Genomic DNA, 25,107 nt, shown 5'->3' on the forward strand with positions numbered 1-25,107 from the left:
CTATCCGCGAGTCCGAGTGCGTGGTGAGACCCCCTCACCCCAACCCTCTCCCCGCAAGCGGGGCGAGGGAGTTACCGTCTCAATTCCCCGGCTCGAACGAACAGCTCGCGCCGCTGCCGTCCTTTTGCTTGATCGCTTTGGGGTCGAGCGTGCAGTTCAGGTTCGACAGGCTTTCGAACACTGATCCGGCGGCGCCGTCGGAAGGCACGCCGGCTAACGCTTCGGTGGCGAAGATCTCGCTGGCGCGGCGGCCGCTGATGGTTTGCTTCTTGCCTCTGAACGTCAGCTCGCAGGAGCGCGCGGTGATGTCGACATTGCTGACCCGGCAGACGATCTTGTCCGCTGTGATCGTAATCTTCTTCGCGTAAGGGACATCCTTCTCGCCGACGAACAATGCGGCGGCGGTTTCCCGTTCGTCCCCTGACAGCAGCGGCGAATACAACGCCACCACGCCGGCCAGCGCCAGTGCATTGGGGCCGCTGACGGTTGCCGGAGCCGCATGGGCCGCTGCCGCGCTCGTTAGGAGAAGCGAGGCGGCGAGGATCGCCAGTCTGCCGGAATTCATTCTTGGTCTCCTTGAGGTAGGCCACAACCGCGCGTTGCCGTCCGTAGCAGGGCCGGAAAACGGCGCCGGTGACGAATATTTCACGCGCGGTGGTGCCGGCGCCAGCCCCTTCCGGTGCGCTTCCCGGGCAGGGCGGCCACGCAGTTATAGCCTTGCGCCTGAGCCCGGTCGGGGTCACATTTGCGCCGCGACGCTAGATCGCCAAGGCGTAGCGTTTTCAAGCGAAGTGGACTCCGGTTCGCGTGAAGAAGACGCGTCAAATATAAGAGCCCCGAGGAATCCCGATGGCGGCGACGCGGATCGACTGCGACATCCATCCGGCGGTGGGCGGAACCCGCACCACGCTGTTGCCCTATCTCGACGACCACTGGAAAGAGCAGGTGGTCAGCCGGGCGATCGACGGCCTCGACCTCAATTCCTATCCGCCCGCGATGCCGTTCTCGGGCCGCGCCGACTGGCGGCCGGCCCACGGCAAGCCGGGAAGCGACCTCGCCATGGTGCAGCGCGGGGCGTTCGACCAGCTCGGCGCCAGCCACGCCATCTGCAATGTGCTGTACGGCGCGCAGGCGGTGTTCGATCCCTATATGGCGTCGGCCTTCTGCAAGGCGATCAACGACTGGATCGCGGCCGAATGGCTTTCGAAGGACAAGCGGTTGCGCGCCTCGATCGTGGTGCCGCTGCAGGCGCCGGACCTCGCCGTGGAGGAGATCGAGCGGCTCGCCGGCGACAACAGGTTCGTTTCCGTGCTGGTGCTGGCGCAGGGCGACAGTCTCCTGGGCAAGCGGCACTTCTGGCCGGTCTGGCAGGCGGCCGAAAAACACAAGCTCCCGATCGCGATCCATGCCGGCAGCCAGTATCGCGGCGCGCCGAGTTCGATCGGCTGGCCGTCCTATCGCTACGAATATTATTTGGCCGAAGCGCAGGCGATGCAGGCGCAGATCCTGAGCCTGGTCTATGAAGGCGTGTTCGGAAAATTTCCGGGGCTCAAGGTCGTGCTGATGGAATCCGGCGTGAGCTGGCTGCCGGCCTTCATGTGGCGCGCCAACAAGACCTGGCGCGGCGTCCGTGTCGAGGTGCCCTGGGTCGAGCGCGAGCCGGCGTCGATCATCCGCGACCATTTCCGCGTCACCATGCAGCCGTTCGACGGGCCGCCGGATGCGGCAGGGGTTGCCGACATCATCGAGCAGATCGGCTCCGACAAGATGTTCTTGTTCGCGTCGGATTATCCGCACTGGCAGTTCGACGGCGACGATCCGATGCCGGCGCATCTGCCGGCCAGTCTCATCTCGCGTATGTGCGAAGACAATCCGCTTGAAACCTTTCCGCGGCTGAAGCTGGCCGCTTGAACTTGACTTCGCCAGGGAGGACAGCATGAGCGACGTCATCGACCGTCCCATCCCACAACAGGAAGCTGCCGCCAAGAGCCGGTTGCGCATCATCGACTGCGACGTGCATCCGAGCATTCACGCGCATGCCGATATCGAGCAGTTCATGACCAAGCGGTGGGCGGAGCATTTGCGCACCTATGGCAGCCATCTGCGCACGCCCTATATTGGCACCACGCCCTATCCGCGTTCCTCGCCGCTGATCGCGCGCCGCGACGCCTGGCCACCGACCGGCGGCCCGCCTGGCTCGGATCTCGCCTTCATGCAGAAGCAGCATCTCGATCCGCTCGATGTGGAATACGGCATCCTGCAGGTGCTCGACCTCTTCATCTTCTCGCAGCAGAACCTTGAATTCGGTGCCGCGATCCAGCGCGCCATCAACGACTGGCAGCTGGCGTTCTGGTCCGATCGCGATCCGCGCCTGAAGGCCTCGATCCTGGCCGGCCAGGACGACACGCAACTTGCGATCGCCGAGATCGAACGCTGCGCCAAGGTCGGCCGCTATGTGCAGATCAATGTCTGCCCGCGCGCCAACGAGCCGCTGGGGCGCCGCCGCTACTGGCCGATCTATGCGCGCGCCCAGGAACTCGGCCTGCCGCTCGGCATTCATGTTGGCGGCTATGGCGGACATGCGCCGACCGGCGGCGGCTGGCCGTCTTATTATGCCGAGGAGCACCAGAGCAACGCCCACACCATGGCGGCGCAGCTCACAAGCCTCGTGCTCGAAGGCATTCCGGAGCGTTTCCCGAACCTCAAGATCGTGTTCATCGAGGGCGGCTTCGGCTGGATCCCGTCGGCGACATGGCGCATGGACCGGCACTTCGAGGCCTTCCGCAGCGAGGTGCCGCATCTGAAGCGCAAGCCGTCGGAATATGTGAAGGAGCATTTCTGGTTCACGACCCAGCCGATCGACGAGCCCGATGAAGCCAAACACCTGCGCTCGCTGATCGATTGGGTTGGCGCCGACAGATTGCTGTTCTCGTCGGATTATCCGCATTGGGATTTCGACGACCCGCGCTATGCCTTCAGGACGCCGCTGACCGATGTCGAGCGAGCCAAGATATTCAACGGCAACGCGCGCTCGATCTACAAGTTCTGAAACAGGTTCAGATGACCCGTCACATCGTCGCTCGCACCTCTGATATCCCGCCCGGCGGCAACAAGGTCGTCGGGGTCGAAGGCCGCGACATCGTCGTGTTCCACGTCAACGGCGAGTTCTTCGCGCTGCTCAATCGCTGCCCGCATGCCGGCGCGCCGCTGGAGAAGGCGGCCTGCGTGGCGCGGCTGACTTCGCCGGAGCCGGGCATCTACCAGCGTTCGCGGGTCGGCGAGCTGTTGCGCTGTGCCTGGCACGGCTGGGAATTCGACATGCGCAACGGGCAGTCGTATTTCGATCCGAACCGCGTCAAGATACGCTCCTATCCGGTCGCGGTCGAAAGCGGCGAGGAACTGCAGAAGGGGCCTTACGTCGCCGAGACCTTCCCGGTGCATGTCGAGGACAGCTACGTGATCATCGAGACGTGAGGCACGTCGCCTTCGATCTCGGCTACACCATTCCAATCATCATCTCATCCCAGGGAGCCATTCCATGACGCACGCCATTCGCTATCACAGGACCGGCGGTCCCGACGTTCTGGTCTGGGAGGAAGTGCAAGTCGGCAAGCCCGGCCCCGGCGAGGCGCGCATCCGCCACACGGCCGTGGGCCTGAACTTCGTCGACATCTATAACCGCTCCGGCGTCTATCCGGTGCAACTGCCGAGCGGGCTCGGCGGCGAGGCGGCCGGCGTGGTCGAGGAAGTGGGCGCCGGCGTCACCGATCTCAAGCCCGGCGACCGCGTCGCCTATGGCGCCGCGCCGCTTGGTGCCTATGCCGAGGCGCGGCTGATCCCGGCCGACCGGCTGTTGAAAATCCCGGAAGGAATCGATGACAAGACGGCGGCGGCGATGATGCTGAAGGGGCTGACCGCGCAATATCTGATCCGCCAGACCTATCGCGTCAAATCCGGCGATACCATTCTGCTGCATGCCGCGGCCGGCGGCGTCGGCCTGATCCTGAGCCAGTGGGCCAAGCATCTCGGCGCCACCGTGATTGGCACCGTCGGCAGCGACGAGAAGGCCAAGCTCGCGAAAGCCCACGGTTGCGCCCACACGATCGTCTACACGCGGGAAGATTTCGTCAAACGCGTCGATGAGATCACCGGCGGCAACAAGGTACCTGTTGTCTATGACTCTGTCGGCAAGGACACGTTCCTGAAATCGCTGGATTGCCTGGCGCCACTCGGCGTCGCCGCATTGTTCGGCCAGTCCTCCGGCAGCGTCGATCCGCTCAACCTCGGCCTCCTGGCGCAGAAGGGATCGCTCTACGTCACCCGCCCGACGCTCAATACTTACGCCGCCAAGCGCGCCAACCTGGTCGCGATGGCAAACGAGCTGTTCGAGGTGGTGAAATCAGGCGCGGTCAAGATCGAGGTGCACCAGACCTACCCGCTCAAGGACGCGGCCAAGGCGCATGCCGATCTCGCCGCGCGCAAGACCACGGGCTCGACGGTTTTGACCGTGTGACGCCAAGGGGCGCGTTCCAGGCCGCCATTTTTGCGGCGGCCTGATGCATAAATGCGCTGACCGCGCGACAGCTCGCCGCTGCCAAATCGTCACGGGCGTGCTATAGAAGGCGCCAGCGATTTTTCATGACAAGGTGCGGCCGATGTCGAAGCAAGCGATGCGCGAGGAGGCCGAGCGCCTGATCCGCGAGACGATGGAAAAGAAGGCCCTCACCATCAAGCAGGGCAACACAAGGATCGAGACCACCTGCGGCAAATGCGGCGCGCCCAATCGCCTGCAGGCCGAAAAAGGCGCCACCCGCGTCAAGTTCGCCTGCAAGCAGTGCGGCCACAAGCAAGAGACGCTTTGATCTTTACTTCGTAGTTGACCCGTCATTCCGGGACGGTCCGAAGGACCAGACCCGGAAGTTCGAGATTCCCCGATGCGCAATTGCGCATCTGAGGTTCGATGCTGCGCATCGCCCCGGAATGACCGGGACCTACTCCGCCTTCACAAACCGCGCAAAAGCCTCCGCATAGTCCGGATGCCAGCGCGACAGCGCGGGGCGGTTTTCGATGATGTCGCCGGCGGCCCACGCCATGCGCCGCTCGTCGAGTTGCCGCGGCACGTCGTTGTCGGGACAGAGAATGTAGAAATCGCCGGCGTCGATGCGTTCGACCATGAAGTCGATGGTCTGCTCCGGCGTCCAGGCGCCGGGCGGTTTCTCGCTGCGGCCGCGCGCGGTGAGCCCGGTGAAGACGTGACCGGGGATCATCAGGTGCGCGCTGATGCGGCAACCTGGTTTGTTGCGCAATTCGTGCTGCAGCGCCTCGGTGAGCGCCTTCACGCCGGCCTTGGAGACGTTGTAGGCGGGATTGCCGGGCGGCGTCGTGATGCCCTGCTTGGAGCCGGTGTTGATGATCAGCCCGGTGCGGCCTCGCTCGATCATCTGCGGCGCAAAGGCCTGCGTGCCGTGTATGACACCCCAGAGATTGACGTTGAGAATGCGCTGCCAGTTCTCCAGCGGGCCGAAGCTGGTACTGTCGGGGCCGATGCCGGCATTGTTCATCAGGATGTCGGTGCCGCCGAATTTTTTCCGCACCGCGGTCTCCAGTCCCGTGACATCCTCGAACCGGCTGACGTCGACGGCTGATGTCATGATGTCGGCGGCGCCGCCTTTGGCGACGGACGCCAGTTTGGCGCCGGCTTCCGCGAGCCGCTCCGCGCCGATATCGGCGATGCAGACCTTCATGCCCGATCCGGCAAAGCGCATGGCCGCCGCAAGGCCGATCCCCGATGCGCCTCCGGTGATGACGGCAACGTTATTCGGCGACATGGCGGGATGGGGCATCGGTCTTTCTCCTGACAAAGATCTGGCGCGTTCTTTCAGCTAATATCCCGACCCTACCATGCGCGAACCGGCATGGCAGGCCTTCGTTTCCGGCTTGCGCCGAAGGGTGGGTCTGCTTTACGATTCCTGCCCAACGCTATATCTTCTGAACTATAACGATGCCGCCCCAGGGAGTGCAAACATGGCGCTTACGCAAGCTATACCGATGACGCGTCATCCTTACGCGGATGGTTCCTACAAGAAGATGCTGATCGACGGCAAATGGGTCGATGCCGCGTCGGCTAAGAAGTTCGAGACGCGCAACCCGGCGACCGGCGAGTTGCTCGCGACCGTCGCCGAGGGCGACGCCGAGGACATCAACCGCGCCGTGGCTGCCGCCCGCCGCGCCTTCGAAGGGCCGTGGAGCAAGGTCAAGCCGTTCGAGCGCCAGGCGCTGCTGTTGAAACTCACCGATATCGTCGAGAAGAATTTTGAGGAATTGTCGCAACTCGACACGCTCGACATGGGCGCGCCGATCAGCCGCACCCGCGGCAACAAGCTCCGCGTGCTCGGCATGCTGCGCTATTATGCCGGGCAGGCAACCGCGCTGCATGGTGAGACCATCGAGAACTCGCTGCCCGGCGAAATCTTCTCCTACACGCTGAAGGAGCCGGTCGGCGTCGTCGGCGCCATCATTCCCTGGAACGGCCCGCTCACCGCCAGCGTCTGGAAGATCGGCCCGGCCATCGCCACCGGCTGTACGGTGGTGCTGAAGCCCGCGGAGGAAGCGCCGCTGACCTCGCTGCGGCTGGCTGAACTCTGCATGGAAGCCGGCATTCCGCCCGGCGTCGTCAACGTGGTTCCGGGCTACGGCGAAACCGCCGGTGCTGCGCTGGCGTCGCATCCCGATGTCGACAAGGTCGCCTTCACCGGCTCGCATATGACCGGGCAATCGATTGTCCGGGCATCCGCCGGCAACCTGAAGCGCGTCTCGCTCGAACTCGGCGGCAAATCCCCCGACATCGTGTTCGCGGACGCCGACCTCGACGCCGCGGTGCCGGGGGCTGCGATGGCGGTGTTCGCCAATTCCGGCCAGATCTGCAGCGCCGGCACGCGGCTGTTCGTCGAGCACAAGATCTACGACGAATTCGTCGGCCGCGTCGCCGAGTTTGGCAAGAAGCTGCAGGTCGGCAACGGCCTCGATCCCAATACGCAGATCGGTCCGCTGGTGTCGCAGCAGCAGATGGAGCGCGTCTCCAGCTATCTGTCGATCGGCCAGAAGGAAGGCGCGCAGGCGCTGGCCGGCGGCGCGCCGCTGACCGAAGGCGCGCTGTCGAAGGGCTACTTCGTTGCCCCGACGGTGTTCGCCAACGTGCAGGACAATATGCGGATCGCGCAGGAAGAAATCTTCGGGCCGGTGATCTCGGCGATCTCGTTCAAGGACAGTGACGACCTGATCAAGCGCGCCAACGCCACCACCTTCGGGCTCGGCAGCGGCGTCTGGACCACCAATGTCAGCAAGGCGCACCAGGTCGCCAGATCGCTGCGCGCCGGTTCGGTCTGGGTCAATTGCTACCAGGCGATGGATCCGGCGGTACCGTTCGGCGGCTACAAGATGAGCGGCTACGGCCGCGAGTCCGGCAAGCAGCACGTCGAGGAGTATCTCAACGTCAAGGCGGTCTGGATCAAGACGGGTTAGGCGATCCGTAGATCTGTGGCCTCATGGTTCGAGACGCGCGGCATGGCCGCGCTCCTCACCATGAGGGGACAGACAGGCCTGGAAAGCATAGTTGACCTCATCCTGAGGAGGCGCGAAGCGCCGTCTCGAAGGATGAAGCCCGGGTCGCCCAGCGTATTTGGATTCACCTTCCCGCGCGCTTCTTCGGGCGGCCGATCTCGGCCCGCAGCGCCTGCAATTCCTTGCGCACGGCGCTGGCGGCGTCACGCTCGATCTTGCGATAGCGCGCGACCAGCGAGAGGCCGAACGGCGTCAGCACCGCGCCGCCGCCGTTCTTGCCGCCGGTCTGCCGTTCCACCGCCGCTTGCCGGCAGATGCGGTTGGTCTCGTCGACCAGATCCCATGCCCGCTTGTAGGACATGTCCATGGCGCGGCCGGCGGCCGAAATCGAGCCGTGCTCGTGGATATTCTCCAGCAACGCGATCTTGCCCGGCCCGATCCGGCCCTCGGTATCGAGATCGATGCGGACGCTGAGAGAAGGCAGCGCCCGGGCGCTCGGTTTCTGCATGGAAGAAGTGCTCGCTTGCATTGGTCGTCAGGTTGCCACCAATAGCGTTTTCAAGCGAAGTGGTCACGGTTCGCGTGAAGAAAACGCGTCGTACTTGATCTCATACACCTTTTACGAACAAGCTGAGCCGGTTACATATCCGTACAATCACGGGAGTTGCGGGACAGTCATGAATTTTCCATCGTTGTTTTCACCACTGAAGGTTGGTCCGTACCAGCTTTCACATCGCGTCGTGCTGGCGCCGTTGACGCGGATGCGGGCGACGAAGCCTTCGCTGGCGCCGCGACCGCTGAACGCGGAATATTACACTCAACGCGCGACGCCGGGCGGTTTGCTGATCGCCGAAGCTTCGCCTGTTACGGCGACGGGGTTCGGCAGTCCCGGCGTGCCCGGCATCTATACCGATGCGCAGATCGCAGGCTGGCGCGAGGTGGTCGATGCGGTTCACGCCAAGGGCGGCGTGATCTTCCTGCAGCTCTGGCATGTCGGTCGCGTCTCGCATTCCTCGTTCCAGCCGGGAAACGTATTGCCTGTTGCGCCCTCTGCGGTAGCGATTGCCGATCTCAAGACCGGAACGGCCGACGGCAAGGCAGTGCCTTACGAAACCCCGCGCGCGCTGGAGACATCGGAAATTCCAGGCGTGATCGACGCCTACCGGCAGGCCGCGAAGAACGCATTGAAAGCCGGTTTTGACGGCGTCGAGATTCACGGCGCCAACGGCTACCTGATCGAGCAGTTCCTGCAATCACACACCAATCTGCGCACCGATCAATATGGCGGCTCCATCGAGAATCGCGCGCGGTTTTTGATGGAAGTGACCAGGGCCGTGGTCGAGGTCTGGGGTTCGAATCGCGTCGGCGTGCGGTTGTCGCCCTATGGCGTTGCGAACGGCTCCGGCGAGCCCGATCCGATGCCGCTGTACACGCACGTGGTGCAGCAGCTCAATCCGCTTGGCCTTGCATATTTACATTTCATCGAGCCGCGCTCCTCCGGCGCCGGGCGAGCCGAGGTCAACCACCAGAACGTGCCGTCGGCGATGGTGCTGTTCCGCCCGATCTGGAAAGGCGTGCTGATCACCGCCGGCGGCTTCACCGGCGAAACGGCGGATGCCGCGATCCGGGACGGCCATGCCGATGCGATCGCGTTCGGCCGCCTCTTCATCTCCAACCCCGACCTGCCGCGCCGCCTGCAGCGCGGCTTCCCGCTGACCCCCTACAACCGCGCGACGTTCTATGGCGGCGACGTGGCGGGGTACACGGATTATCCCGAGCATGGTGAGTTGGGAAAGGCGTAACTCTCTCTCTCCGTCATTCCGGGGCGATGCGAAGCATCGAACCCGGAATCTCGAGATTCCCCGATGCGCAATTGCGCATCTGAGGTCTGGTGCTAACGCACCATCCCGGAATGACGGACTCAATCTTCGCAATGACGAACTTGGGGACGGAGTTCAAACATGTTTCCAGAAGACGACGAGCAGCCTCAAAAGAAGAAATCCAAAGCCGTCTCCGCCGGCAAGCCCGCCGCGGGCCAATGCCTGTGCGGCAAGGTCGCCTTCGAGATCGACGTGCCGGCGCGCTGGGCCTGGCACGATCATTCAGCCCCGAGCCGCCGCGCGCATGGCGCTGTCTACGCGACCTATGTCGGAAGCTGGCGCAAGCGCTTCCGCATCATCAAGGGCGAAAAAAGCCTCACGCGTTACGAGGACAAGGCCAGCAAGACCGCGCGCAGCTTCTGCGCGCATTGCGGCACGCCCGTCATCTACGAGCGCGGCCGTTCACCGCATATGGTCAACATTCCCCGCGCGCTGTTCACCGACCGCACCGGCCGCCAGCCGCTCTATCACATCGCGATCGAGCAATTGCAGGAATGGGCCTGGACCGGCGAACCGCTGGTGCCGTTGAAAGGCTTTCCCGGCGTGGTCTGGCAGCGCTCGAAAAAGAAGAAGGCCGCCGATCGCGAAGGCATGTTCTAGCTCAAATGGCTTCATCCTTCGAGACGCCTGCTGCGCAGGCTCCTCAGGATGAGGTCTTGGATGATTTCTCAGGACAAGGTCTTAAACCCTCATGGTGAGGAGCGCGTCTTCGCGCGTCTCGAACCATGAGGCCCCGGGAGCTTCGTGCAGGGCAGCCATGACCGTCCTCCATTGCATCACGCCTTCAAGTTTGGTCAGGTGCCGTCGCCCCGCGGGTCAACGCATCGGCGGGTTGGAGGAAACATGAAAAACAAGATCACCGGGCGCTCGGCATTCCTCGCATTGCTGAAGGACGAGGGCATTACGCATCTGTTCGGCAATCCCGGCACCACCGAACTGCCGATCATGCACGCGCTGAAGGAGCATCCGGACCTCACCTATGTGATGGCGATGCAGGAAAGCCTCGTGGTCGCCATGGCCGACGGCTTCAGCCGCGCCTCCGGCAAGCTGGTCGCCTGCAACGTCCATGTCGCGCCCGGTCTCGGCAACGCGATGGGCTCGCTATTCAATGCGAGTTTTACCGGCACGCCGATGATCCTGACCGCCGGCCAGCAGGAGCAAGGCCACGGCCTGACCGAGCCGGTGCTGTACGGGCCGCTGGTGCAGATGGCCGAACCGCTGGTGAAATGGGCGGTCGAGGTGACGCGGCTGGAGGATCTGCCGCGGATCGTGCGCCGCGCCGCCAAGATCGCGATGACGCCGCCGACCGGCCCGGTGTTCATCTCGCTGCCGGGCGATATCCTCAACGCCGAGGCCGGCATCGAACTCGGCCGCTCGACCCGCATCGACACCCGCGTCCGGCCGTCGGACGAATCGCTGAAGGCGTTCGCGGCACGTATCCTGAAAGCCGAGCGGCCGGTGATCATCGTCGGCGACGAGGTGGTCAAGAGCGATGCGTTGAAGGAAGCCGCAGAGTTCGCGGAAACGCTGGGTTGTCCGGCCTACCAGTCGTCGACGCCGTTCGGCGCACATTTCCTGTCCGAAAGCCCGTGCTTCATGGGCGCGCTGGCGCGGATCCAGAAACTGGCCCGCGACGCGCTGCAGCCCTACGACCTCATCATCGCCGTCGGCGGCGATCCGTTGCGGATGTCGGTTTACAGCGAAGTCGATCCGCTGCCCGACGGCCTGGCGATCGTGCAGGTCGGTCTCGTCGATCACGACCTTGCCAAGAATTACGGCGTCGACATCGCGCTCAAGGCCGACGTCAAGGAAACCCTGCGCGCGCTGATTCCGGCTTTGAAGGCGGCCGGCGGCAGTGCGCTGGAGACCCGCGCCAAACAGGGACTGGCCGCGCTGGCGTCGAAGAACTGGACCGCCAAACGCAAGCTGGTGGTCGATCACATTTCGAAATCCGCCACCACCACGCCGATCGATCCGGACTGGCTGGCACTGCAGGTCGTCGAGTCCATGCCCGACAACGCCATCCTGGTCGACGAGGGCCTGACCTCGTCGCGGCAGGTGATCGCGTTGCGTCCGCATCGCGACCGCTATGGCTATCACGCGCTGGCCTCGGGCGGCATCGGCTGGGGACTGCCGGCCTCGGTCGGCGTCAGCCTCGCCAATCCCGATAGACCTGTCGTGTGCTACTCCGGTGACGGCTCCTCGATGTATTCGATCCAGTCGCTGTGGACCGCGGCCAATCAAAACCTGCCGCTGACCTTCGTGATCGTCAACAATGGCGGCTACCGCATCATCAAGCAACGGCTGCTCGCCTTCCACGGCGACGACCACTACGTTGGCATGGACTTCAAGGACCCGCCGGTCGATTTCACCGCGCTGGCCAAATCGATGGGCCTGGAAGCCACCCGTGTTAGCGATCCCACCCAGTTGAAGTCGGTGTTGTCGTCGGCCTTCAGCCGCCCCGGCGCCAAGCTGATCGAGGTGATGGTGAACAACGCGGTGAATTGACGGCCGCTTTCACCGTCATTCCGGGGCGATGCGCAAGCATCGAACCCGGAATCTCGAGATTCCCCGATGCGCAATTGCGCATCTGAGGTCTGGTCCTTCGGACCATCCCGGAATGACGGCGCCAGTAGCGGCCGACATCAACCAACAAGTTTCATGCCCGACGCCCTGCGACAAAACAACCCGTCGGGCAAATCACCAAAAGTCTGTCCAGCCCTCCCGCTAAAAATATTTCCGTTGCCCCGTCGGGCAAATCAGTCGTTCAACTTCGCCCGTCTACCGCGACAAGAGGGGCGATCGCGATCGTCACGACCGTGCGGTGGGATGCGATGGACGCTGATGCTGCGACTGACGAGCGCGGCAAAAGCGTACGGCGAAGTCGTGTGGTCCTGATGCCGCGACGCTGGCGTCAAGTTTGTGGGAAGCTAACGCTTCTCATTGATGACGGTGACAACAAAGCCCGTTCACCGGGGAGAGCTCGAAGTAAGCCGTAAAGCCGTTGCGTGGGGGAGGCCGGTGTGTTCACCGCTGAACCTGTATGCTCGTGGGCGCACTCTTCTGTGCATCATGCCTGCGAGACCGTGGGTGCAGCGCGCACCCGGTCTTCCCCGCGCCCTCTATCTTCTGAGAGGGTAAGGATTTCCAGCAAAACTTCGGGCGCCTCGCGCCGCGGGAATGATCTCCGCTGTCATCGTCCGCGAAGGCGGACGATCCAGTATTCCAGAGACGCCAATCATGGAAGCGATGGGCCACGGCGTACTGGATACCCCGCATGCGCGGGGTACGACGGCGGTGTGTGTGGCCCTACTCCGCCGCCTTGGCGGCGGCATGCGGACGATAGCGGCTCGCCGGATGCTGCTCCGTCAGCCGCGCGCGTCCAGCGCCGAACAGCTTTTCGCGCAGCGTGCCCTTGGCGTAGGCGTCCTTGTAGAGGCCGCGCCGGGTCAGTTCCGGGACCAGCATCTCGGTGATGTCCTCGAAGTCGCCGGGCGAGACCGCAAACGGCACATTGAGGCCGTCGACGTCGGTCTGCTCGAACCAGGCCTCGATATCGTCGGCGACCTTTTCGGGGGTGCCGACCACGACCGGTCCGGCGCCGCCGATGCCGACATGCTCGATGACCTCGCGCACGGTCCAGACCCGGTCCGGATCGGCGCGGGTGACGTTGTCCATGGCGCTGCGGCCGGCATCGTTCTGGACGTGGCGCACTTCCTGGTCGAGATCGTAGCCGGAGAAATCGACGCCGGTCCAGCCCGACATCAGCGCCAGCGCGCCCTCGGGATTGATGTGGCGGCGATAGTCGGCGTATTTCGCTTTGGCCTCGGCATCGGTGCGGCCGAGAATGATCGTCATCATGCTGAACATCAGGATCTCAGCCGGGTTACGGCCGTTCTCCTTCGCCAGCGCCCGGATCGCCGCCACCCGCGGCCCGATGATCTTGGCCGACGGGCCCGACATGAACACGCATTCGGCATGCTGGCCGGCGAATTGCCGGCCGCGTGGCGAGGTGCCGGCCTGGTACAGCACCGGCGTCCGCTGCGGCGACGGTTCGCTCAGGTGGATGGCGTTGAGCCGGTAGTTATTGCCCTCGTGTTCGATGCGATGCACCTTCGCGGGATCGGCGAAAATCCCGCGCGCGCGGTCGCGCAGCACGGCGTCATCCTCCCAGCTTCCTTCCCAGAGCTTGTAGACCAGCTCCATATATTCGTCGGCGATGTCGTAGCGGTCGTCATGCGCGGTCTGCTTGTCCTTGCCGGCGCCGCGGGCGGCGCTGTCGAGATAGCCGGTCACCACGTTCCAACCGATGCGGCCATTGGTAAGGTGATCGAGCGTCGACATTCGCCGCGCGAACGGATAGGGCGGCTCGAACGACAGGTTGCTGGTGACGCCGAAGCCGAGATGCTCGGTCACGGCGGCCATCGCCGGGATCAGCATCAGCGGTTCGTTCGACGGCGTCTGCGCGGCATTGCGCAGGGCGGCATCCGGGCTGTTGCCGTAGACGTCGTAGACGCCGAGCACGTCGGCGAGAAACAGCCCGTCGAACCGCCCGCGTTCCAGCGTCCTGGCGAGGTCGATCCAGTAGGGCAGGCGGTTATAGTCGAGGGTGCGGTCGCGCGGATGGGTCCACAACCCCGGCGACTGATGCGCCACGCAGTTCATGGCAAAGGCGTTGAGCCGGATCTGTTTTGTCATGCAAGGAAACTTCTAAGGCAACTTCTAAAAGCCGGTCACGCGGCGCCGCCGCGCGACGATGGTGAGGATAACAGTCTACTGCCCGGCCTGCTTGAACGGCAATGGCTCACCCGCCGGCGGGGCGACGCGGGCAACGTTGAGCGTCATCGAGACCACGTCGTAGTAGCCGTTGACCGCGACCAGGTCCATGATGCCCTGTTCGCCGAATTTTCCGAGCGCCCGGGCATAGATCGCGTCGTCGACGCCGTGATCCCTGCGAAGCTGGGTGGTGAGCTCCCAGACGATCGCTTCGTCTTCCTTCATATTGTCGGGCTTGTTCCCGGCGCCGATCGCGGCAACGATGGCCGGGTCGAGGCCGGCCTTGATCGCCAGCGGGGCGTGGGCATACCACTCGTATTGCGAACCCCAATGTTGCGCGGTCATGATGATCGCCATTTCGTTGAGGCGCTTGTCGAGCGAGGTGTCGAAGCGGATATATTCGCCGACCTTCTGCAACCGGTCGGCCAGCACCGGGCTGCGCAGCCAGGCATTGAACGGGCCGCCGATCCCTTTACGCGGCCCCGACATGATGGCATCGGCCACGGCGCGCTGGGCGGTCGTCATCTTGTCGAGCGGCATTTCCGCCATCCGTTCACCGGTGAGCGCCATTGCCGAACCGGCAAACAACAGACAGATCGCAGACGCACGCAGGATCGTTTTCATGAACGGCCTCCCTGATATTCGCCCGATCGGATGCCGGGCTGCACCGCGAAATTGTTGCATCCCCGGTGATTTTAGCAAGGCCCATTCGGCCCTTCAGTACCACTTCCAGCCGGCGAAGGTTCTCGATAGGTTGGCGGCCGGGACTTGTGAGTGTGATTTGTGAGTGTGAAAGGAAGACCATGGCGACCAGAGCCGACGCGATTGCGAAAGCGCGCGAACATCTTCATTCCGGCGACTTCATTGCCGAGCTGAACCGCAGGGTCGGGTTCAAGACGCAGAGCCAGGAACCGCTGCCGGGCGATCCGATGCGGGCCTATCTCGTGGAGGGGCTGACACCGGCATTCGCTGAAATGGGATTTACGACGCGAATCGTGGAATCGCCGATCGGCAAGGGACCTTATCTGCTGGCTGACTATCACGAGGACCCCTCGCTGTTGACCGTGCTCTCCTATGGCCACGGCGACGTCGTCGGCGGCATGGTTGGCGAATGGCGGGACAATCTCGATCCGTGGCAGACCACAACCAAGGGCGAGCGGGTCTATGGCCGCGGAACCGCCGACAACAAGGGGCAGCACAGCATCAATATGGCGGCGCTGCGCGCGGTCCGCGAGGCCCGTGGCGGCAAGCTCGGCTTCAACGCCAAGTTCATCATCGAGACCTCCGAGGAGATCGGCTCGCCGGATCTGGCGCAAGTCTGCAAGTCGCTGCATGAGGAATTGAAGTCCGACCTGTTGCTGGCTTCCGACGGTCCCCGGCTATCGGCGGATCGTCCCACCATTTTCCTGGGCTGCCGTGGCGGCGTCCGCATTCATCTCGACGTGAATCTGCGCGAAGGCGGCAATCACTCCGGCAATTGGGGCGGGCTGCTCGCCAACCCCGCGACCATCCTCGCCAACGCCATCGCAGCCCTGGTCGATCACAGGGGGCGGATGAAGTTGGATATCATGAAGCCGCCGCGCATCTCGAACCAGATTCGCTCCGTGCTGGCCGAAGTGGAGGTCAAGCCGACGGCGGATGAGCCGCAGCTCTCCGAGAATTGGGGCGAGGACGACCTGTCGGCCGCCGAACGCGTCTATGCCTGGAACACGCTGGAAGTGCTGGCGATGTCGTCGGGCAATATCGAGGAGCCGGCGAATGCAATTCCCGGGCGGGCGCGCGCGGTCCTGCAGCTTCGCTTCGTGGTCGGCACCGAATATGAAAAGGTCGTCGATGCGGTCAGGGACTATCTGCACGCCAATGGCTTTCCGATGATCGAGGTCACCGGGCAGCAGAGGTTCGGCGCGTCGCGAACCGATGTCGATAGCCCCTGGGTGAACTGGGCGGCGAATTCGATCCGCAAGACCACAGGCAAGGCTCCGGCGATCCTGCCGAACATCGGTGGCTCGCTGCCGAATGGCGTATTCGCCGAAGGGCTTGGCCTGCCAACCATCTGGATCCCCCATTCCTATGCGGGCTGCTCCCAGCATGCGCCGGACGAGCACATTCTGCTGCCGATCACCGAGGAAGCGCTGGCCATGATGGCCGGGCTGTTCTGGGATCTCGGTGAAATGCCGCGCAAGTCCTGACGGGATACGGCGCGGCGACATGGACACTGGTGGGGAAAGGGTATCGTAGATGGCGTTGTCAGGAACCGAAGTGCGAGACGTAGCGTACGCGTCGAAGCAAAAGGACGTTACAAAGCTGATCGTTGCGACCTCGATCGGCAACGCGCTGGAATGGTACGACATCGCCGTCTACGGCTATTTTGCCATCTATGTGTCGAAAGCGTTCTTTCCGAACGAGGACCAGACGGCGTCGCTGCTGCTGACATTGGGCACGTTCGGCCTGTCGTATCTGGCGCGCCCGATCGGCGGAGTTGTGCTCGGCGCCTATGCCGATCGCTTCGGCCGCAAGGCGTCGTTGATGGTTTCCATCGTCATGATGACGTTCGGTACGCTGGCGGTCGGACTGATGCCGGGTTACGCGACCATCGGCATTCTCGCGCCGATCGCGGTCATTCTCGCGCGACTGTTGCAGGGCTTTTCCGCCGGAGGCGAGTTCGGCAGCTCGACCGCGTTTCTGGTCGAGCACATGCCGCACCGGCGTGGCTTCGTGGCAAGCTGGCAATTCGCCAGTCAGGGACTGAGCGGACTGCTGGCGTCGGGATTTGGCGTCTGGCTCACCTCGGCCATGACCTCGGCCGATCTGGAATCCTGGGGCTGGCGCATTCCGTTTCTGTTCGGCGTACTGATCGGGCCGATTGGCATTTATATCCGGAACAATATCGACGATGCGACGGCGCCGCCCGCGGCCAAGGGCGAGTCCGTCGTTACCAAGGTGTTCGCCGAGCAGAAGCTTCGGGTGTTGCTGGGTATAGGCGCCATCGCGGTGACGACCTCGGTCAACTACCTCATCGTCTACATGCCGACCTACGTGGTCAAAACGCTCAAGCTGCCGCCGTCGGTGGGTTTCCAGGCGGCGCTGGCCGCCGGCATCGCGGTCACCGTGCTGCCGCCGATCGCCGGAATTATCTCGGACCGGATCGGGCGCACCACCCACATGATCGCATTCTGTCTGCTGTTGCTGGTATCGGCCTTTCCGGCCTTCCTGATACTGACGCGGACGCCGACGCCGATGGTGATCATCCTGGTCGTGCTTTGCCTCGGCGCCATGAAGGCGCTCTACTTCGGGCCGCTCGCGGCGCTGATGTCCGAACTGTTCCCGCCGATGACGCGCGGCACCGGGCTTGGCCTGAGCTACAATATCGGGGTCACGGTATTCGGCGGCATGTCGCCGGTGACCATGGCCTGGATGGGGAGCTTTGCCTTTTTCGGCAATCTCGCACCCGGATATTACATCACCCTTTGCGGCATCGTCAGCCTCTGCGCGCTGGTCACGATCCGGCGAACGTCGGCGGACGACGGGTTCGCCTAGCGGAATAGTATTTCCACGTCGGAGAAAAGCCTCGAAATTCGAGCAGTTATCCTGCAAGGAAAGGTCTGTCAGACGAAATAATGCCTGTCACTAGCGCTTCGCTCGCTCTAGGATCGGGGCAAAGCGGAGACCAGACGATGGCGGCGACGCCCAAAAGAAAGTCGGCGCCGTCCGTGGTCGGTCAGGCCGACAAGTTCAACGCCATCCAGAAGGTCTGCGCGATCCTGCGCGTGCTGGCGCAGAACTCGCCGCTGCGGCTGACCGAGATTGCCGACGCCACCTCGCTGAACAAGGCGACGACGTTGCGTATTCTGGGCTCGCTGATCGACGAGGGCTTCGTCAGCCGTGTCGCCGGTGCGAAAACCTATGAACTCGGCCAGGAAGCGCGGGTGATGGCGATCAGCGCGCGCCGCACCGTCGATATCGCCGAACTGGCGCAGCCGAGCCTGCTGCGGCTGTCGGAGAGATCCGCCGACACCGCCTTGTTATCGGTTCGCAGCGGCGTCGAGGCATTGTATCTGGCGCGCTCGGTCGGCAGCCATCCGCTGCAGCCGAATTACCTGCAGATCGGCAGTCGTCGGCCGCTCGGCGTCGGCGCCGGCAGCCTCGCGCTGATGGTATGGCTGCCGGATGCCGAGATCGAAGCGATCATCGAAGTGTTGACGCCTCGCCTGGCGAAGTCGCCGCGCATCACGCCGAAATATCTGCGCGAACGGATCGTTGCCGCACGCAAGCACGGCCACACCTTGCTGCTCGATGCCGCCTATCCCGGCATGGGCGGCGTCGGCGTGCCCGTCCGCGACGACGCCGGGCAGGTGGTCGCGGCCCTGAGCATCGGCGCTTCCAGCGATCGCATCCGGCGGCGCGAGAGCGAACTCGCCGAGATGCTGAAAAAGGAAGTGCAGATCCTGACGCGGGCGATGGCGCAGCCGGCCAAGCCGGGCACGCTGAAGGCGATCAAGGCGGGATAGGGGCAGAGACAGGATGCTGTTGAAGCAATAATCAAGGCCGCCTAAAGGTCGCGGGTCCTTGCGATATCAGGAGCGTCGGGCCATCCTATGCCGGCCACTGCCGGCATCGCGGGACACGCCCTGGAGCGCATGATTTCAGTTACGACCGCCACCGACGCCGCTGTCATTCAGGCGTTCGCCGGAATTCCGGCCCTTCTCGACCAGACGCCGGCGCTGATCGCGCGCGGCCGTTTCCTCGATTGCGAATGTCTGCTCGGGCCGATCGGCCACCCCTTTCACGTCTCGATCCGTCAGGGACGGATCGTCGACCTGACACCGGCGCCGGTCTTGATGCGGTCGTGGCGATTTTCCTATCGCGCCTCGGCCGCGGCCTGGGCCGAATATTGGCAGGCGGCGCCGCGGCCGGGCTTCCATGATCTGTTGGCGCTGACCAAAAGAGGCGAAGCGGTGCTGGAAGGCGACCTGCATCCCTTCATTGCCAACCTGCAGTATTTTAAGGATGTGCTGGCGTTGCCGCGGCAGAACTTCGTCATGGTGGCGTCATGAACGGCGATATCGAGACGTTGGTCGGCCGTTACGTTCACGTCGATATCGACGGCGAGATGCACCGCATCTATTTCGAGGAAAATGGCGCCGGCATTCCGCTGGTGTGTCTGCACACCGCGGGCGCCGACGGAAGGCAGTGGCGGCATCTGCTTGGCGATGAAGCGTTCGCGAAAAATTTCCGCATCATCGCCTTCGACATGCCCTGGCACGGCAAATCCAATCCGCCGGCGAACTGGGACGGTTCGGAATATCAGCTCACCACGGCGCGCTATACGCAGACGATCCGTGCCTTCTGCCAGGCGCTGAAACTCGACAGGCCGGTCGTGATGGGGTGCTCGATCGGCGGCCGCATCGTTCTCAACCTGGCGATCGATTATGCCGCGGAATTCCGTGCGCTGATCGGGCTCGAGGCCGCCGACTTCCAGGCGCCGTGGTACGACACCGCGTGGCTCAATCGCCCGGACGTCCATGGCGGCGAAGTCTGCGCCGCGCTGGTATCCGGCCTGATCGCGCCGCAAAGCCCGGCCGCTTCGCGGACAGAGACGCTGTGGGCCTACAAACAGGGCGGTCCCGGCGTCTTCAAGGGCGACCTCTATTTCTACCGGGTCGACGGCGACCTGCGCGGCCGGGTGGCGCAGATCGATACTAAAGTATGCCCGCTGTTTCTGCTCACCGGCGAGTATGATTTCTCCTGCACGCCGGAAGATACCAAACGGACCGCCGCCGCGATATCAGGCGCCAGTGTCACCATCATGGAGCAGCTCGGCCATTTTCCAATGAGCGAAAATCCCGATCAGTTTCGCCGCTACATCTCGCCGGTGCTCGGCGAGATTCTCAAGCAATCGACGTAACCCAGACGAGGAGTACAGGTATGAAACGCTCGACTATCATCGGCTTGTCGTTCACCGCCGCGCTTTGCGCAGGCCAGGCGCGAGCCGAGGACCTGACGGGGACGCTGAAGAACATCAAGGAAACCGGCGCCATCACGCTCGGCTTCCGCGACTCCTCGATCCCGTTCTCCTATCTGGACGACAGCCAGAAGCCGATCGGCTATGCCATGGACATCTGCTACAAGATCGTCGATGCCGTGAAGAAGGAACTCAAGCTCGACAAGCTCGAGGTCAAGCTCAATCCGGTGACGTCGTCGACCCGCATTCCGCTGCTCGCCAACGGCACGATCGATCTCGAATGCGGCTCGACCACCAACAATACCGAGCGCCAGAAGCAGATCGCCTACACCAACACCCACTTCCTGACCGCAAGCCGCTACGTCACCAAGAAGGCGAGCAAGATCAATTCGATCGACGATCTCAAGGGCAAGACGGTGGTCTCGACCGCGGGCACCACCAATATCAAGCAGCTCACCGAAGCCAACGCCGCGCGCAATCTCAACGTCAACATCATTCCGGCCAAGGATCACGCCGAGGCCTTCCTGATGGTCGAGACCGACCGCGCGGTCGCCTTCGTGATGGACGACATCCTGCTGGCGAGCCTTGCCGCCGGATCGAAGACGCCGGATGACTACGTCATCTCCAAGGATGCGTTCTCCAAGCCCGAGCCCTACGGCATCATGCTGCGCAAGGACGACCCGGCCTTCAAGAAGGTGGTCGATGCAGCGACTGCCGCACTCTATACCGGCGGCGAGGGCCAGAAGATCTACGACAAATGGTTCACGCAGAAGGTTCCGCCGAAGGGGCTGAACCTCAATGTGCCGATCGGCACCGAACTGAAGAACGAATTCGCCAAGCCCTCGGACTCGCCGGATCCGGATTCCTATAAGTAGATCCAGACCCCTCCTGGCGAGGAGGCGCTTCAAGTCCCGGCCATTCCCGCAAGGAATGGCCGGAAGTTTGCATGGACGTTGCTCGCATAAACGCTAATCTCACAAGCGTTGGCGCTTTATGTCGGCAGCGCTTCGCGGGGGCGAAAGTGAACTATCACTGGAACTGGCGCATTTTCTGGGAGCCGTCGCCAAACGGCACCGGCAACTATCTCGACATGCTGCTGTCCGGGCTGGTGCTGACGATCAAGACGGCGCTGCTGGCCTGGATCATCGCGCTGGTGATCGGGACGATCATCGGCGTGATGCGTACGCTGCCGTCGAAGACCGCGTCGACGATCGCCTTCTGCTACGTCGAGTTCTTCCGCAACATTCCGTTGCTGGTGCAGCTGTTCCTGTGGTTCTTCGTGCTGCCGGAACTGCTGCCGCGCACCGCGGGATTGTGGCTGAAGCAAATGCCCAACGCGCCGTTCTGGACGGCGGCGGTCGGCATCGGCCTGTTCATGTCGGTGCGCGTGGCCGAACAGCTCCGCGCCGGCATCGGTTCGTTGCCGCGCGGGCAGAAGATGGCCGCGACCGCGCTGGGCCTTACAACGACGCAAGCCTATCGCTACGTGCTGCTGCCGATCGCTTTCCGCGTTATCCTGCCGCCGCTGACGTCCGAATTTCTCAACACCATCAAGAACACGTCGGTTGCCATTACCATCGGACTGATCGAACTGACCGGCGAAGCCCGCGCCATGCAGGAATTCTCGTTCCAGGTGTTCGAAGCCTTCACGGCCGCGACGGTGTTGTATCTTCTCATCAACATTGTCGTCGTGACCGCCATGCGCTTTCTCGAGCGCCGGGTAGCCATTCCCGGCTACATCTCCGGGAAGTGAAGGTCACCTGATGTTCAGCACCTTTGATTTCGACGTCATCCGCCGGTCGCTGGGATACCTGTTTCTCGACGGCATGACGTTCACGCTGACGCTCACGGCGCTTTCTGCGGCCGGCGGCCTGGTGTTCGGCACCTTGATCGCGCTGATGCGATTGTCCGGCTTCAAATTGCTCGGCCGCATCGCGGGCCTTTATGTCGATCTGATGCGCTCGCTGCCGCTAGTGCTGGTCATCTTCTGGTTCTACTTCCTGGTACCTTATATAGGGCAATGGCTGACGGGCGCGTCGCGGCCGATACGCGTCGGCGCGTTCGCGTCGTCGCTCATCACCTTCATTCTGTTCGAGGCGGCGTATTTCTCCGAGATCATGCGCGCCGGCATTCAGTCGATCTCCAAGGGGCAGCCGGCGGCCGCCAATGCGCTCGGCCTGACCTACAGCCAGACCATGCGCTATATCGTGCTGCCGCAGGCGTTCCGGAACATGCTGCCGGTGCTGCTGACGCAGACCATCGTGCTGTTCCAGGACACTTCGCTGGTCTACGTGCTGTCGATCCCGGACTTTCTCGGCGCCGCCAGCAAAGTGGCGCAGCGCGACGGCCGGTTGGTTGAAATGTATCTGTTCGCCGCTGCGGTCTATTTCGCGATTTCCAGTCTCGCATCCTACGGCGTCCGCCGCCTGCAGGCACGCATTGCCATTGTCCGGTAAAGGCTCAGCATGATCGAAATCAGCCACGTCAATAAATGGTACGGCACGGTCTTCCAGGCGCTCAAGGACTGCACCACCAGCGTCGCCAAAGGCGAGGTGGTGGTGGTGTGCGGTCCCTCGGGCTCGGGAAAATCGACGCTGATCAAATGCGTCAACGCGCTGGAGCCGTTTCAGGAAGGCGAGATCATCCTCGACGGCATCAAGGTCAAAGATCCCAAAACCGACCTGCCGAAACTGCGCGCCCGGGTCGGCATGGTGTTTCAGCACTTCGAGCTGTTTCCGCATCTGCGGATCATCGAAAACCTGTGCCTGGCGCAGGAGAAGGTGCTGGGCCGCTCGCACGCCGAGGCGATGGCCAAAGCTGAAAAGCTGCTCGACCGGGTCGGCCTGAAGGCGCATGCCAGCAAATATCCGGCCGAACTGTCCGGCGGTCAGCAGCAGCGCGTGGCGATTGCGCGGGCGCTCGCGATGGACCCGATCGCGATGCTGTTCGACGAGCCGACCTCGGCGCTCGATCCCGAAATGATCTCGGAGGTACTCGACGTCATGGTCGATCTTGCCCGCGAGGGCATGACCATGATGGTGGTGACCCATGAAATGGGCTTTGCCAGCAAGGTCGCACACCGGGTGATCTTCATGGACCAGGGCGAAATCGTCGAGGACGCGCTGAAGACCGATTTCTTCGGCAGCCCCCGCAGCGACCGTGCGCAGAAATTTCTGTCGAAGATATTGTCGCATTGAGGCGCGCCGCCCATTCACGTCATTGCGAGCGAAGCGAAGCAATCCATCGTTCCCTACAAAGAAAGAATGGATTGCTTCGTCCGCTTCGCTCCTCGCAATGACGGGGGAGGCATTTCGGGACGCCCGGCATGACATCGCCAGGGTTCCTACCCCTTAACAAATTGCGTATAAGGTCCGCCGCAACCGCTTCGCAGGCCCGACAGGAGAACCCGCTTGGAACAAATCGCTTACGTCAACGGCTCGTATGTGCCCCTGAAGGACGCCAAGGTCTCGATCCTTGACCGCGGCTTCCTGTTTGCCGACGGGATCTACGAGGTCGCCGCGGTGCTGGACGGCAAGCTGATCGACAACGCCTCGCATCTGGCCCGGCTGGAGCGTTCGGTCGGCGAGATCGAGCTGGCACTGCCGGTGAGCGTCGCGGAAATCGAGGTGATCCAGCGCGAACTGGTCAAACGCAATAATCTCGTCAACGGCATGGTCTATCTGGAAGTGACGCGCGGCGCCGACACCAGCCGCGACTTTGCCTTCCCCAAGGGCGTCAAGCCGACGCTGATCATGTTCACTTCGGTCAAGGACATCATCAACGCGCCGTCGGCCAAGACCGGTATCGGCGTGATCACGGTGCCTGATCTGCGCTGGACGCGTCGCGACATCAAGAGCGTGGCGCTGCTGGCGCAGGTGCTGGCGAAGCAGGCCGCGGCGGTCGCCGGCGCCGGTGAGGCCTGGATGATCGAGGACGGCAAGGTGACCGAGGGCGGCTCGTCGTCGTGCTTCATCCTGACCCAGGACGACGTGATCGTGACGCGCCAGAACGGCAGCGAGATTCTGCCGGGCTGCACCCGCAAGGCGGTGGTCGCGCTCGCCGAAGAGCGCCAGCTCCGCGTCGAGGAACGCGCGTTCACGATCGAGGAGGCGCTGGCCGCCAAGGAGGCCTTCGTCACCAGCGCCACGGTGTTCGTGCAGGCGGTGGTGACGATCGACGGCACGAAGGTCGGAAACGGCAAGCCCGGCCCGATGACCGACCGGCTGCGCGAGATCTATGTCGAGTTTGCGAAGAAGACGGCGGTGTAGTGGCTTCAGAAGCCGCGGCTAACTCTCCGTCTCATCGCCCGCCTTGTGCGCGATTGCGCACTGGGGCGGGCGATCTAGTATCCCAGAGACGTTCGTTGATTGACCGAGAAGCCGCGGCGTACTGGATGCCCCGCCTTCGCGGGGCATGACAGTTGCCCGCCTACGCCACCGCCGCCGATACCTTCACCGGATGTATCGCACGGAACGCGATCGCGAGCCGGTTCCAGGCGTTGATGGCCCCGATCAGCATGGTCAGATTGACCGTCTCCGCTTCATTGAAATGGGCGCGGACGTCTTCGTAGAGATCATCCGGGGCATGCGTTTCGGCGATCAGCGTCACCGCCTCGGTCCACGCCAAAGCGGCGCGTTCGCGGTCGGTGTAGAGCGGCGACTCGCGCCAGGCATTCAGCAGATACAGCCGCTGCTCGGTTTCGCCTTGCTTGCGGGCGTCCTGGGTGTGCATGTTGATGCAAAAGGCGCAGCCGTTGATCTGCGAGGCCCGGGTCTTGACCAGTTCGATCAGCGATTTTTCGAGGCCGGAGCTCTGGATCTGGGCTTCGAGCGCGCTGAGCGCTTTGATGGTGTCGGGGGCGGCCTGGTAGAAGTTCATCCGGGGTTTCATGGTCGGTCTCCTCTCTCGGGGTTGAAGGTATATTCCAAA

Annotated in this window: 25 protein-coding genes; 19 read left to right on the top strand and 6 right to left on the bottom strand. The window is 63.3% G+C overall.

The features are described 5' to 3' along the window. Positions 1 to 79 precede the first annotated feature (79 nt). Positions 80 to 565 carry a hypothetical protein gene (locus FFI89_RS05160; RefSeq protein ID WP_138833508.1) on the bottom strand — a complete coding sequence of 162 codons (486 nt, stop codon included), beginning with the start codon at positions 563 to 565 and terminating at the stop codon, positions 80 to 82. Between the two features lie 284 nt (positions 566 to 849). On the opposite strand from FFI89_RS05160, the gene FFI89_RS05165 reads away from it, so the two are divergent. From FFI89_RS05165 to FFI89_RS05185, 5 genes are all read left to right on the top strand, one after another. Beyond that, positions 850 to 1,911, top strand: coding sequence for an amidohydrolase family protein (locus FFI89_RS05165; RefSeq protein WP_138833510.1), 1,062 nt, complete (start codon positions 850 to 852; stop codon positions 1,909 to 1,911). Positions 1,912 to 1,936: 25 nt separating this feature from the next. After that, complete coding sequence (locus FFI89_RS05170) at positions 1,937 to 3,049, top strand: amidohydrolase family protein (RefSeq protein WP_138833512.1); 1,113 nt, start codon at positions 1,937 to 1,939, stop codon at positions 3,047 to 3,049. 11 nt (positions 3,050 to 3,060) lie between these two features. After that, positions 3,061 to 3,474: a Rieske (2Fe-2S) protein gene (locus FFI89_RS05175; protein WP_138833514.1), complete on the top strand. Its 414-nt coding sequence runs from the start codon at positions 3,061 to 3,063 to the stop codon at positions 3,472 to 3,474. A 64-nt stretch (positions 3,475 to 3,538) separates the two neighbouring features. After that, a complete protein-coding gene (locus FFI89_RS05180) occupies positions 3,539 to 4,513 on the top strand; it encodes a quinone oxidoreductase (protein ID WP_138833516.1) in 975 nt (324 codons plus the stop codon). Between the two features lie 142 nt (positions 4,514 to 4,655). After that, positions 4,656 to 4,862, top strand: coding sequence for a hypothetical protein (locus FFI89_RS05185; RefSeq protein ID WP_138833518.1), 207 nt, complete (start codon positions 4,656 to 4,658; stop codon positions 4,860 to 4,862). A gap of 129 nt (positions 4,863 to 4,991) precedes the next feature. On the opposite strand, the gene FFI89_RS05190 is transcribed toward FFI89_RS05185, so the two are convergent. After that, positions 4,992 to 5,843 (bottom strand): SDR family oxidoreductase, encoded by an 852-nt coding sequence (locus FFI89_RS05190; RefSeq protein WP_138833520.1) that lies wholly within the window; start codon positions 5,841 to 5,843, stop codon positions 4,992 to 4,994. A gap of 181 nt (positions 5,844 to 6,024) precedes the next feature. Here FFI89_RS05190 and FFI89_RS05195 point away from each other — a divergent pair, with 181 nt between their 5' ends. Further along, positions 6,025 to 7,521, top strand: a complete 1,497-nt coding sequence (locus FFI89_RS05195) for an aldehyde dehydrogenase family protein (RefSeq protein WP_138833521.1) — start codon at positions 6,025 to 6,027, stop codon at positions 7,519 to 7,521. A 163-nt stretch (positions 7,522 to 7,684) separates the two neighbouring features. Here the strand turns inward: FFI89_RS05195 and FFI89_RS05200 are convergent, their stop codons facing one another. After that, complete coding sequence (locus FFI89_RS05200) at positions 7,685 to 8,068, bottom strand: winged helix-turn-helix domain-containing protein (protein ID WP_138833523.1); 384 nt, start codon at positions 8,066 to 8,068, stop codon at positions 7,685 to 7,687. 169 nt (positions 8,069 to 8,237) lie between these two features. Between FFI89_RS05200 and FFI89_RS05205 the strand changes: the two genes are divergently transcribed. The 3 genes from FFI89_RS05205 (at position 8,238) to FFI89_RS05215 (ending at position 11,948) form a co-directional block, all read left to right on the top strand. Beyond that, a complete protein-coding gene (locus tag FFI89_RS05205; protein ID WP_138833525.1) occupies positions 8,238 to 9,362 on the top strand; it encodes an alkene reductase in 1,125 nt (374 codons plus the stop codon). Positions 9,363 to 9,521: 159 nt separating this feature from the next. After that, positions 9,522 to 10,040: a GFA family protein gene (locus FFI89_RS05210; protein WP_138833527.1), complete on the top strand. Its 519-nt coding sequence runs from the start codon at positions 9,522 to 9,524 to the stop codon at positions 10,038 to 10,040. 243 nt (positions 10,041 to 10,283) lie between these two features. After that, entirely contained in the window at positions 10,284 to 11,948 is a 1,665-nt protein-coding gene (locus FFI89_RS05215; RefSeq protein WP_138833529.1) for a thiamine pyrophosphate-binding protein, read from the top strand. Positions 11,949 to 12,749: 801 nt separating this feature from the next. On the opposite strand, the gene FFI89_RS05225 is transcribed toward FFI89_RS05215, so the two are convergent. After that, the gene (locus FFI89_RS05225) at positions 12,750 to 14,138 is read right to left on the bottom strand and encodes an LLM class flavin-dependent oxidoreductase (protein WP_138833531.1); all 1,389 of its coding nucleotides are present in this window, start codon (positions 14,136 to 14,138) and stop codon (positions 12,750 to 12,752) included. Between the two features lie 75 nt (positions 14,139 to 14,213). Further along, a complete protein-coding gene (locus FFI89_RS05230) occupies positions 14,214 to 14,840 on the bottom strand; it encodes a carboxymuconolactone decarboxylase family protein (protein WP_168212791.1) in 627 nt (208 codons plus the stop codon). 179 nt (positions 14,841 to 15,019) lie between these two features. Between FFI89_RS05230 and FFI89_RS05235 the strand changes: the two genes are divergently transcribed. The 10 genes from FFI89_RS05235 (at position 15,020) to FFI89_RS05280 (ending at position 24,446) form a co-directional block, all read left to right on the top strand. Next, positions 15,020 to 16,405 carry a M20 family metallopeptidase gene (locus tag FFI89_RS05235; protein ID WP_138833535.1) on the top strand — a complete coding sequence of 462 codons (1,386 nt, stop codon included), beginning with the start codon at positions 15,020 to 15,022 and terminating at the stop codon, positions 16,403 to 16,405. Between the two features lie 70 nt (positions 16,406 to 16,475). Continuing rightward, positions 16,476 to 17,753, top strand: a complete 1,278-nt coding sequence (locus FFI89_RS05240; RefSeq protein WP_246669362.1) for an MFS transporter — start codon at positions 16,476 to 16,478, stop codon at positions 17,751 to 17,753. Between the two features lie 137 nt (positions 17,754 to 17,890). After that, on the top strand, positions 17,891 to 18,724 hold the full coding sequence (locus FFI89_RS05245) for an IclR family transcriptional regulator (RefSeq protein WP_168212792.1): 834 nt from the start codon (positions 17,891 to 17,893) through the stop codon (positions 18,722 to 18,724). 87 nt (positions 18,725 to 18,811) lie between these two features. After that, positions 18,812 to 19,270, top strand: a complete 459-nt coding sequence (locus FFI89_RS05250) for a hypothetical protein (protein ID WP_246669363.1) — start codon at positions 18,812 to 18,814, stop codon at positions 19,268 to 19,270. Continuing rightward, positions 19,267 to 20,121: an alpha/beta fold hydrolase gene (locus FFI89_RS05255; RefSeq protein ID WP_138833541.1), complete on the top strand. Its 855-nt coding sequence runs from the start codon at positions 19,267 to 19,269 to the stop codon at positions 20,119 to 20,121. Before FFI89_RS05250 ends, FFI89_RS05255 begins: the two co-directional genes overlap by 4 nt. 20 nt (positions 20,122 to 20,141) lie before the next feature. Next, on the top strand, positions 20,142 to 21,053 hold the full coding sequence (locus FFI89_RS05260; RefSeq protein WP_138833543.1) for an amino acid ABC transporter substrate-binding protein: 912 nt from the start codon (positions 20,142 to 20,144) through the stop codon (positions 21,051 to 21,053). Between the two features lie 146 nt (positions 21,054 to 21,199). Continuing rightward, on the top strand, positions 21,200 to 21,931 hold the full coding sequence (locus FFI89_RS05265) for an amino acid ABC transporter permease (protein WP_138833545.1): 732 nt from the start codon (positions 21,200 to 21,202) through the stop codon (positions 21,929 to 21,931). 10 nt (positions 21,932 to 21,941) lie between these two features. Then, complete coding sequence (locus FFI89_RS05270) at positions 21,942 to 22,634, top strand: amino acid ABC transporter permease (RefSeq protein ID WP_138833547.1); 693 nt, start codon at positions 21,942 to 21,944, stop codon at positions 22,632 to 22,634. 9 nt (positions 22,635 to 22,643) lie between these two features. Further along, on the top strand, positions 22,644 to 23,375 hold the full coding sequence (locus FFI89_RS05275; protein ID WP_138833549.1) for an amino acid ABC transporter ATP-binding protein: 732 nt from the start codon (positions 22,644 to 22,646) through the stop codon (positions 23,373 to 23,375). A gap of 213 nt (positions 23,376 to 23,588) precedes the next feature. Beyond that, positions 23,589 to 24,446 (top strand): D-amino-acid transaminase, encoded by an 858-nt coding sequence (locus FFI89_RS05280; protein ID WP_138833551.1) that lies wholly within the window; start codon positions 23,589 to 23,591, stop codon positions 24,444 to 24,446. 160 nt (positions 24,447 to 24,606) lie between these two features. On the opposite strand, the gene FFI89_RS05285 is transcribed toward FFI89_RS05280, so the two are convergent. After that, positions 24,607 to 25,068, bottom strand: coding sequence for a carboxymuconolactone decarboxylase family protein (locus tag FFI89_RS05285; RefSeq protein WP_138833553.1), 462 nt, complete (start codon positions 25,066 to 25,068; stop codon positions 24,607 to 24,609). Between the last annotated feature and the right edge of the window lie 39 nt (positions 25,069 to 25,107).

This window comes from Bradyrhizobium sp. KBS0727 (assembly GCF_005937885.2).
In the GTDB taxonomy this organism is placed as follows: Bacteria; Pseudomonadota; Alphaproteobacteria; order Rhizobiales; family Xanthobacteraceae; genus Bradyrhizobium.

Bases quoted from the DNA above. Each gene is read 5' to 3' on its own strand.
- FFI89_RS05160 (WP_138833508.1), bottom strand. From the start codon at position 565: ATGAATTCCGGCAGACTGGCGATCCTCGCCGCCTCGCTTCTCCTAACG.
- FFI89_RS05165 (WP_138833510.1), top strand. From the start codon at position 850: ATGGCGGCGACGCGGATCGACTGCGACATCCATCCGGCGGTGGGCGGA.
- FFI89_RS05170 (WP_138833512.1), top strand. From the start codon at position 1,937: ATGAGCGACGTCATCGACCGTCCCATCCCACAACAGGAAGCTGCCGCC.
- FFI89_RS05175 (WP_138833514.1), top strand. From the start codon at position 3,061: ATGACCCGTCACATCGTCGCTCGCACCTCTGATATCCCGCCCGGCGGC.
- FFI89_RS05180 (WP_138833516.1), top strand. From the start codon at position 3,539: ATGACGCACGCCATTCGCTATCACAGGACCGGCGGTCCCGACGTTCTG.
- FFI89_RS05185 (WP_138833518.1), top strand. From the start codon at position 4,656: ATGTCGAAGCAAGCGATGCGCGAGGAGGCCGAGCGCCTGATCCGCGAG.
- FFI89_RS05190 (WP_138833520.1), bottom strand. From the start codon at position 5,843: ATGCCCCATCCCGCCATGTCGCCGAATAACGTTGCCGTCATCACCGGA.
- FFI89_RS05195 (WP_138833521.1), top strand. From the start codon at position 6,025: ATGGCGCTTACGCAAGCTATACCGATGACGCGTCATCCTTACGCGGAT.
- FFI89_RS05200 (WP_138833523.1), bottom strand. From the start codon at position 8,068: ATGCAGAAACCGAGCGCCCGGGCGCTGCCTTCTCTCAGCGTCCGCATC.
- FFI89_RS05205 (WP_138833525.1), top strand. From the start codon at position 8,238: ATGAATTTTCCATCGTTGTTTTCACCACTGAAGGTTGGTCCGTACCAG.
- FFI89_RS05210 (WP_138833527.1), top strand. From the start codon at position 9,522: ATGTTTCCAGAAGACGACGAGCAGCCTCAAAAGAAGAAATCCAAAGCC.
- FFI89_RS05215 (WP_138833529.1), top strand. From the start codon at position 10,284: ATGAAAAACAAGATCACCGGGCGCTCGGCATTCCTCGCATTGCTGAAG.
- FFI89_RS05225 (WP_138833531.1), bottom strand. From the start codon at position 14,138: ATGACAAAACAGATCCGGCTCAACGCCTTTGCCATGAACTGCGTGGCG.
- FFI89_RS05230 (WP_168212791.1), bottom strand. From the start codon at position 14,840: ATGAAAACGATCCTGCGTGCGTCTGCGATCTGTCTGTTGTTTGCCGGT.
- FFI89_RS05235 (WP_138833535.1), top strand. From the start codon at position 15,020: ATGGCGACCAGAGCCGACGCGATTGCGAAAGCGCGCGAACATCTTCAT.
- FFI89_RS05245 (WP_168212792.1), top strand. From the start codon at position 17,891: ATGGCGGCGACGCCCAAAAGAAAGTCGGCGCCGTCCGTGGTCGGTCAG.
- FFI89_RS05250 (WP_246669363.1), top strand. From the start codon at position 18,812: ATGCCGGCCACTGCCGGCATCGCGGGACACGCCCTGGAGCGCATGATT.
- FFI89_RS05255 (WP_138833541.1), top strand. From the start codon at position 19,267: ATGAACGGCGATATCGAGACGTTGGTCGGCCGTTACGTTCACGTCGAT.
- FFI89_RS05260 (WP_138833543.1), top strand. From the start codon at position 20,142: ATGAAACGCTCGACTATCATCGGCTTGTCGTTCACCGCCGCGCTTTGC.
- FFI89_RS05270 (WP_138833547.1), top strand. From the start codon at position 21,942: ATGTTCAGCACCTTTGATTTCGACGTCATCCGCCGGTCGCTGGGATAC.
- FFI89_RS05275 (WP_138833549.1), top strand. From the start codon at position 22,644: ATGATCGAAATCAGCCACGTCAATAAATGGTACGGCACGGTCTTCCAG.
- FFI89_RS05285 (WP_138833553.1), bottom strand. From the start codon at position 25,068: ATGAAACCCCGGATGAACTTCTACCAGGCCGCCCCCGACACCATCAAA.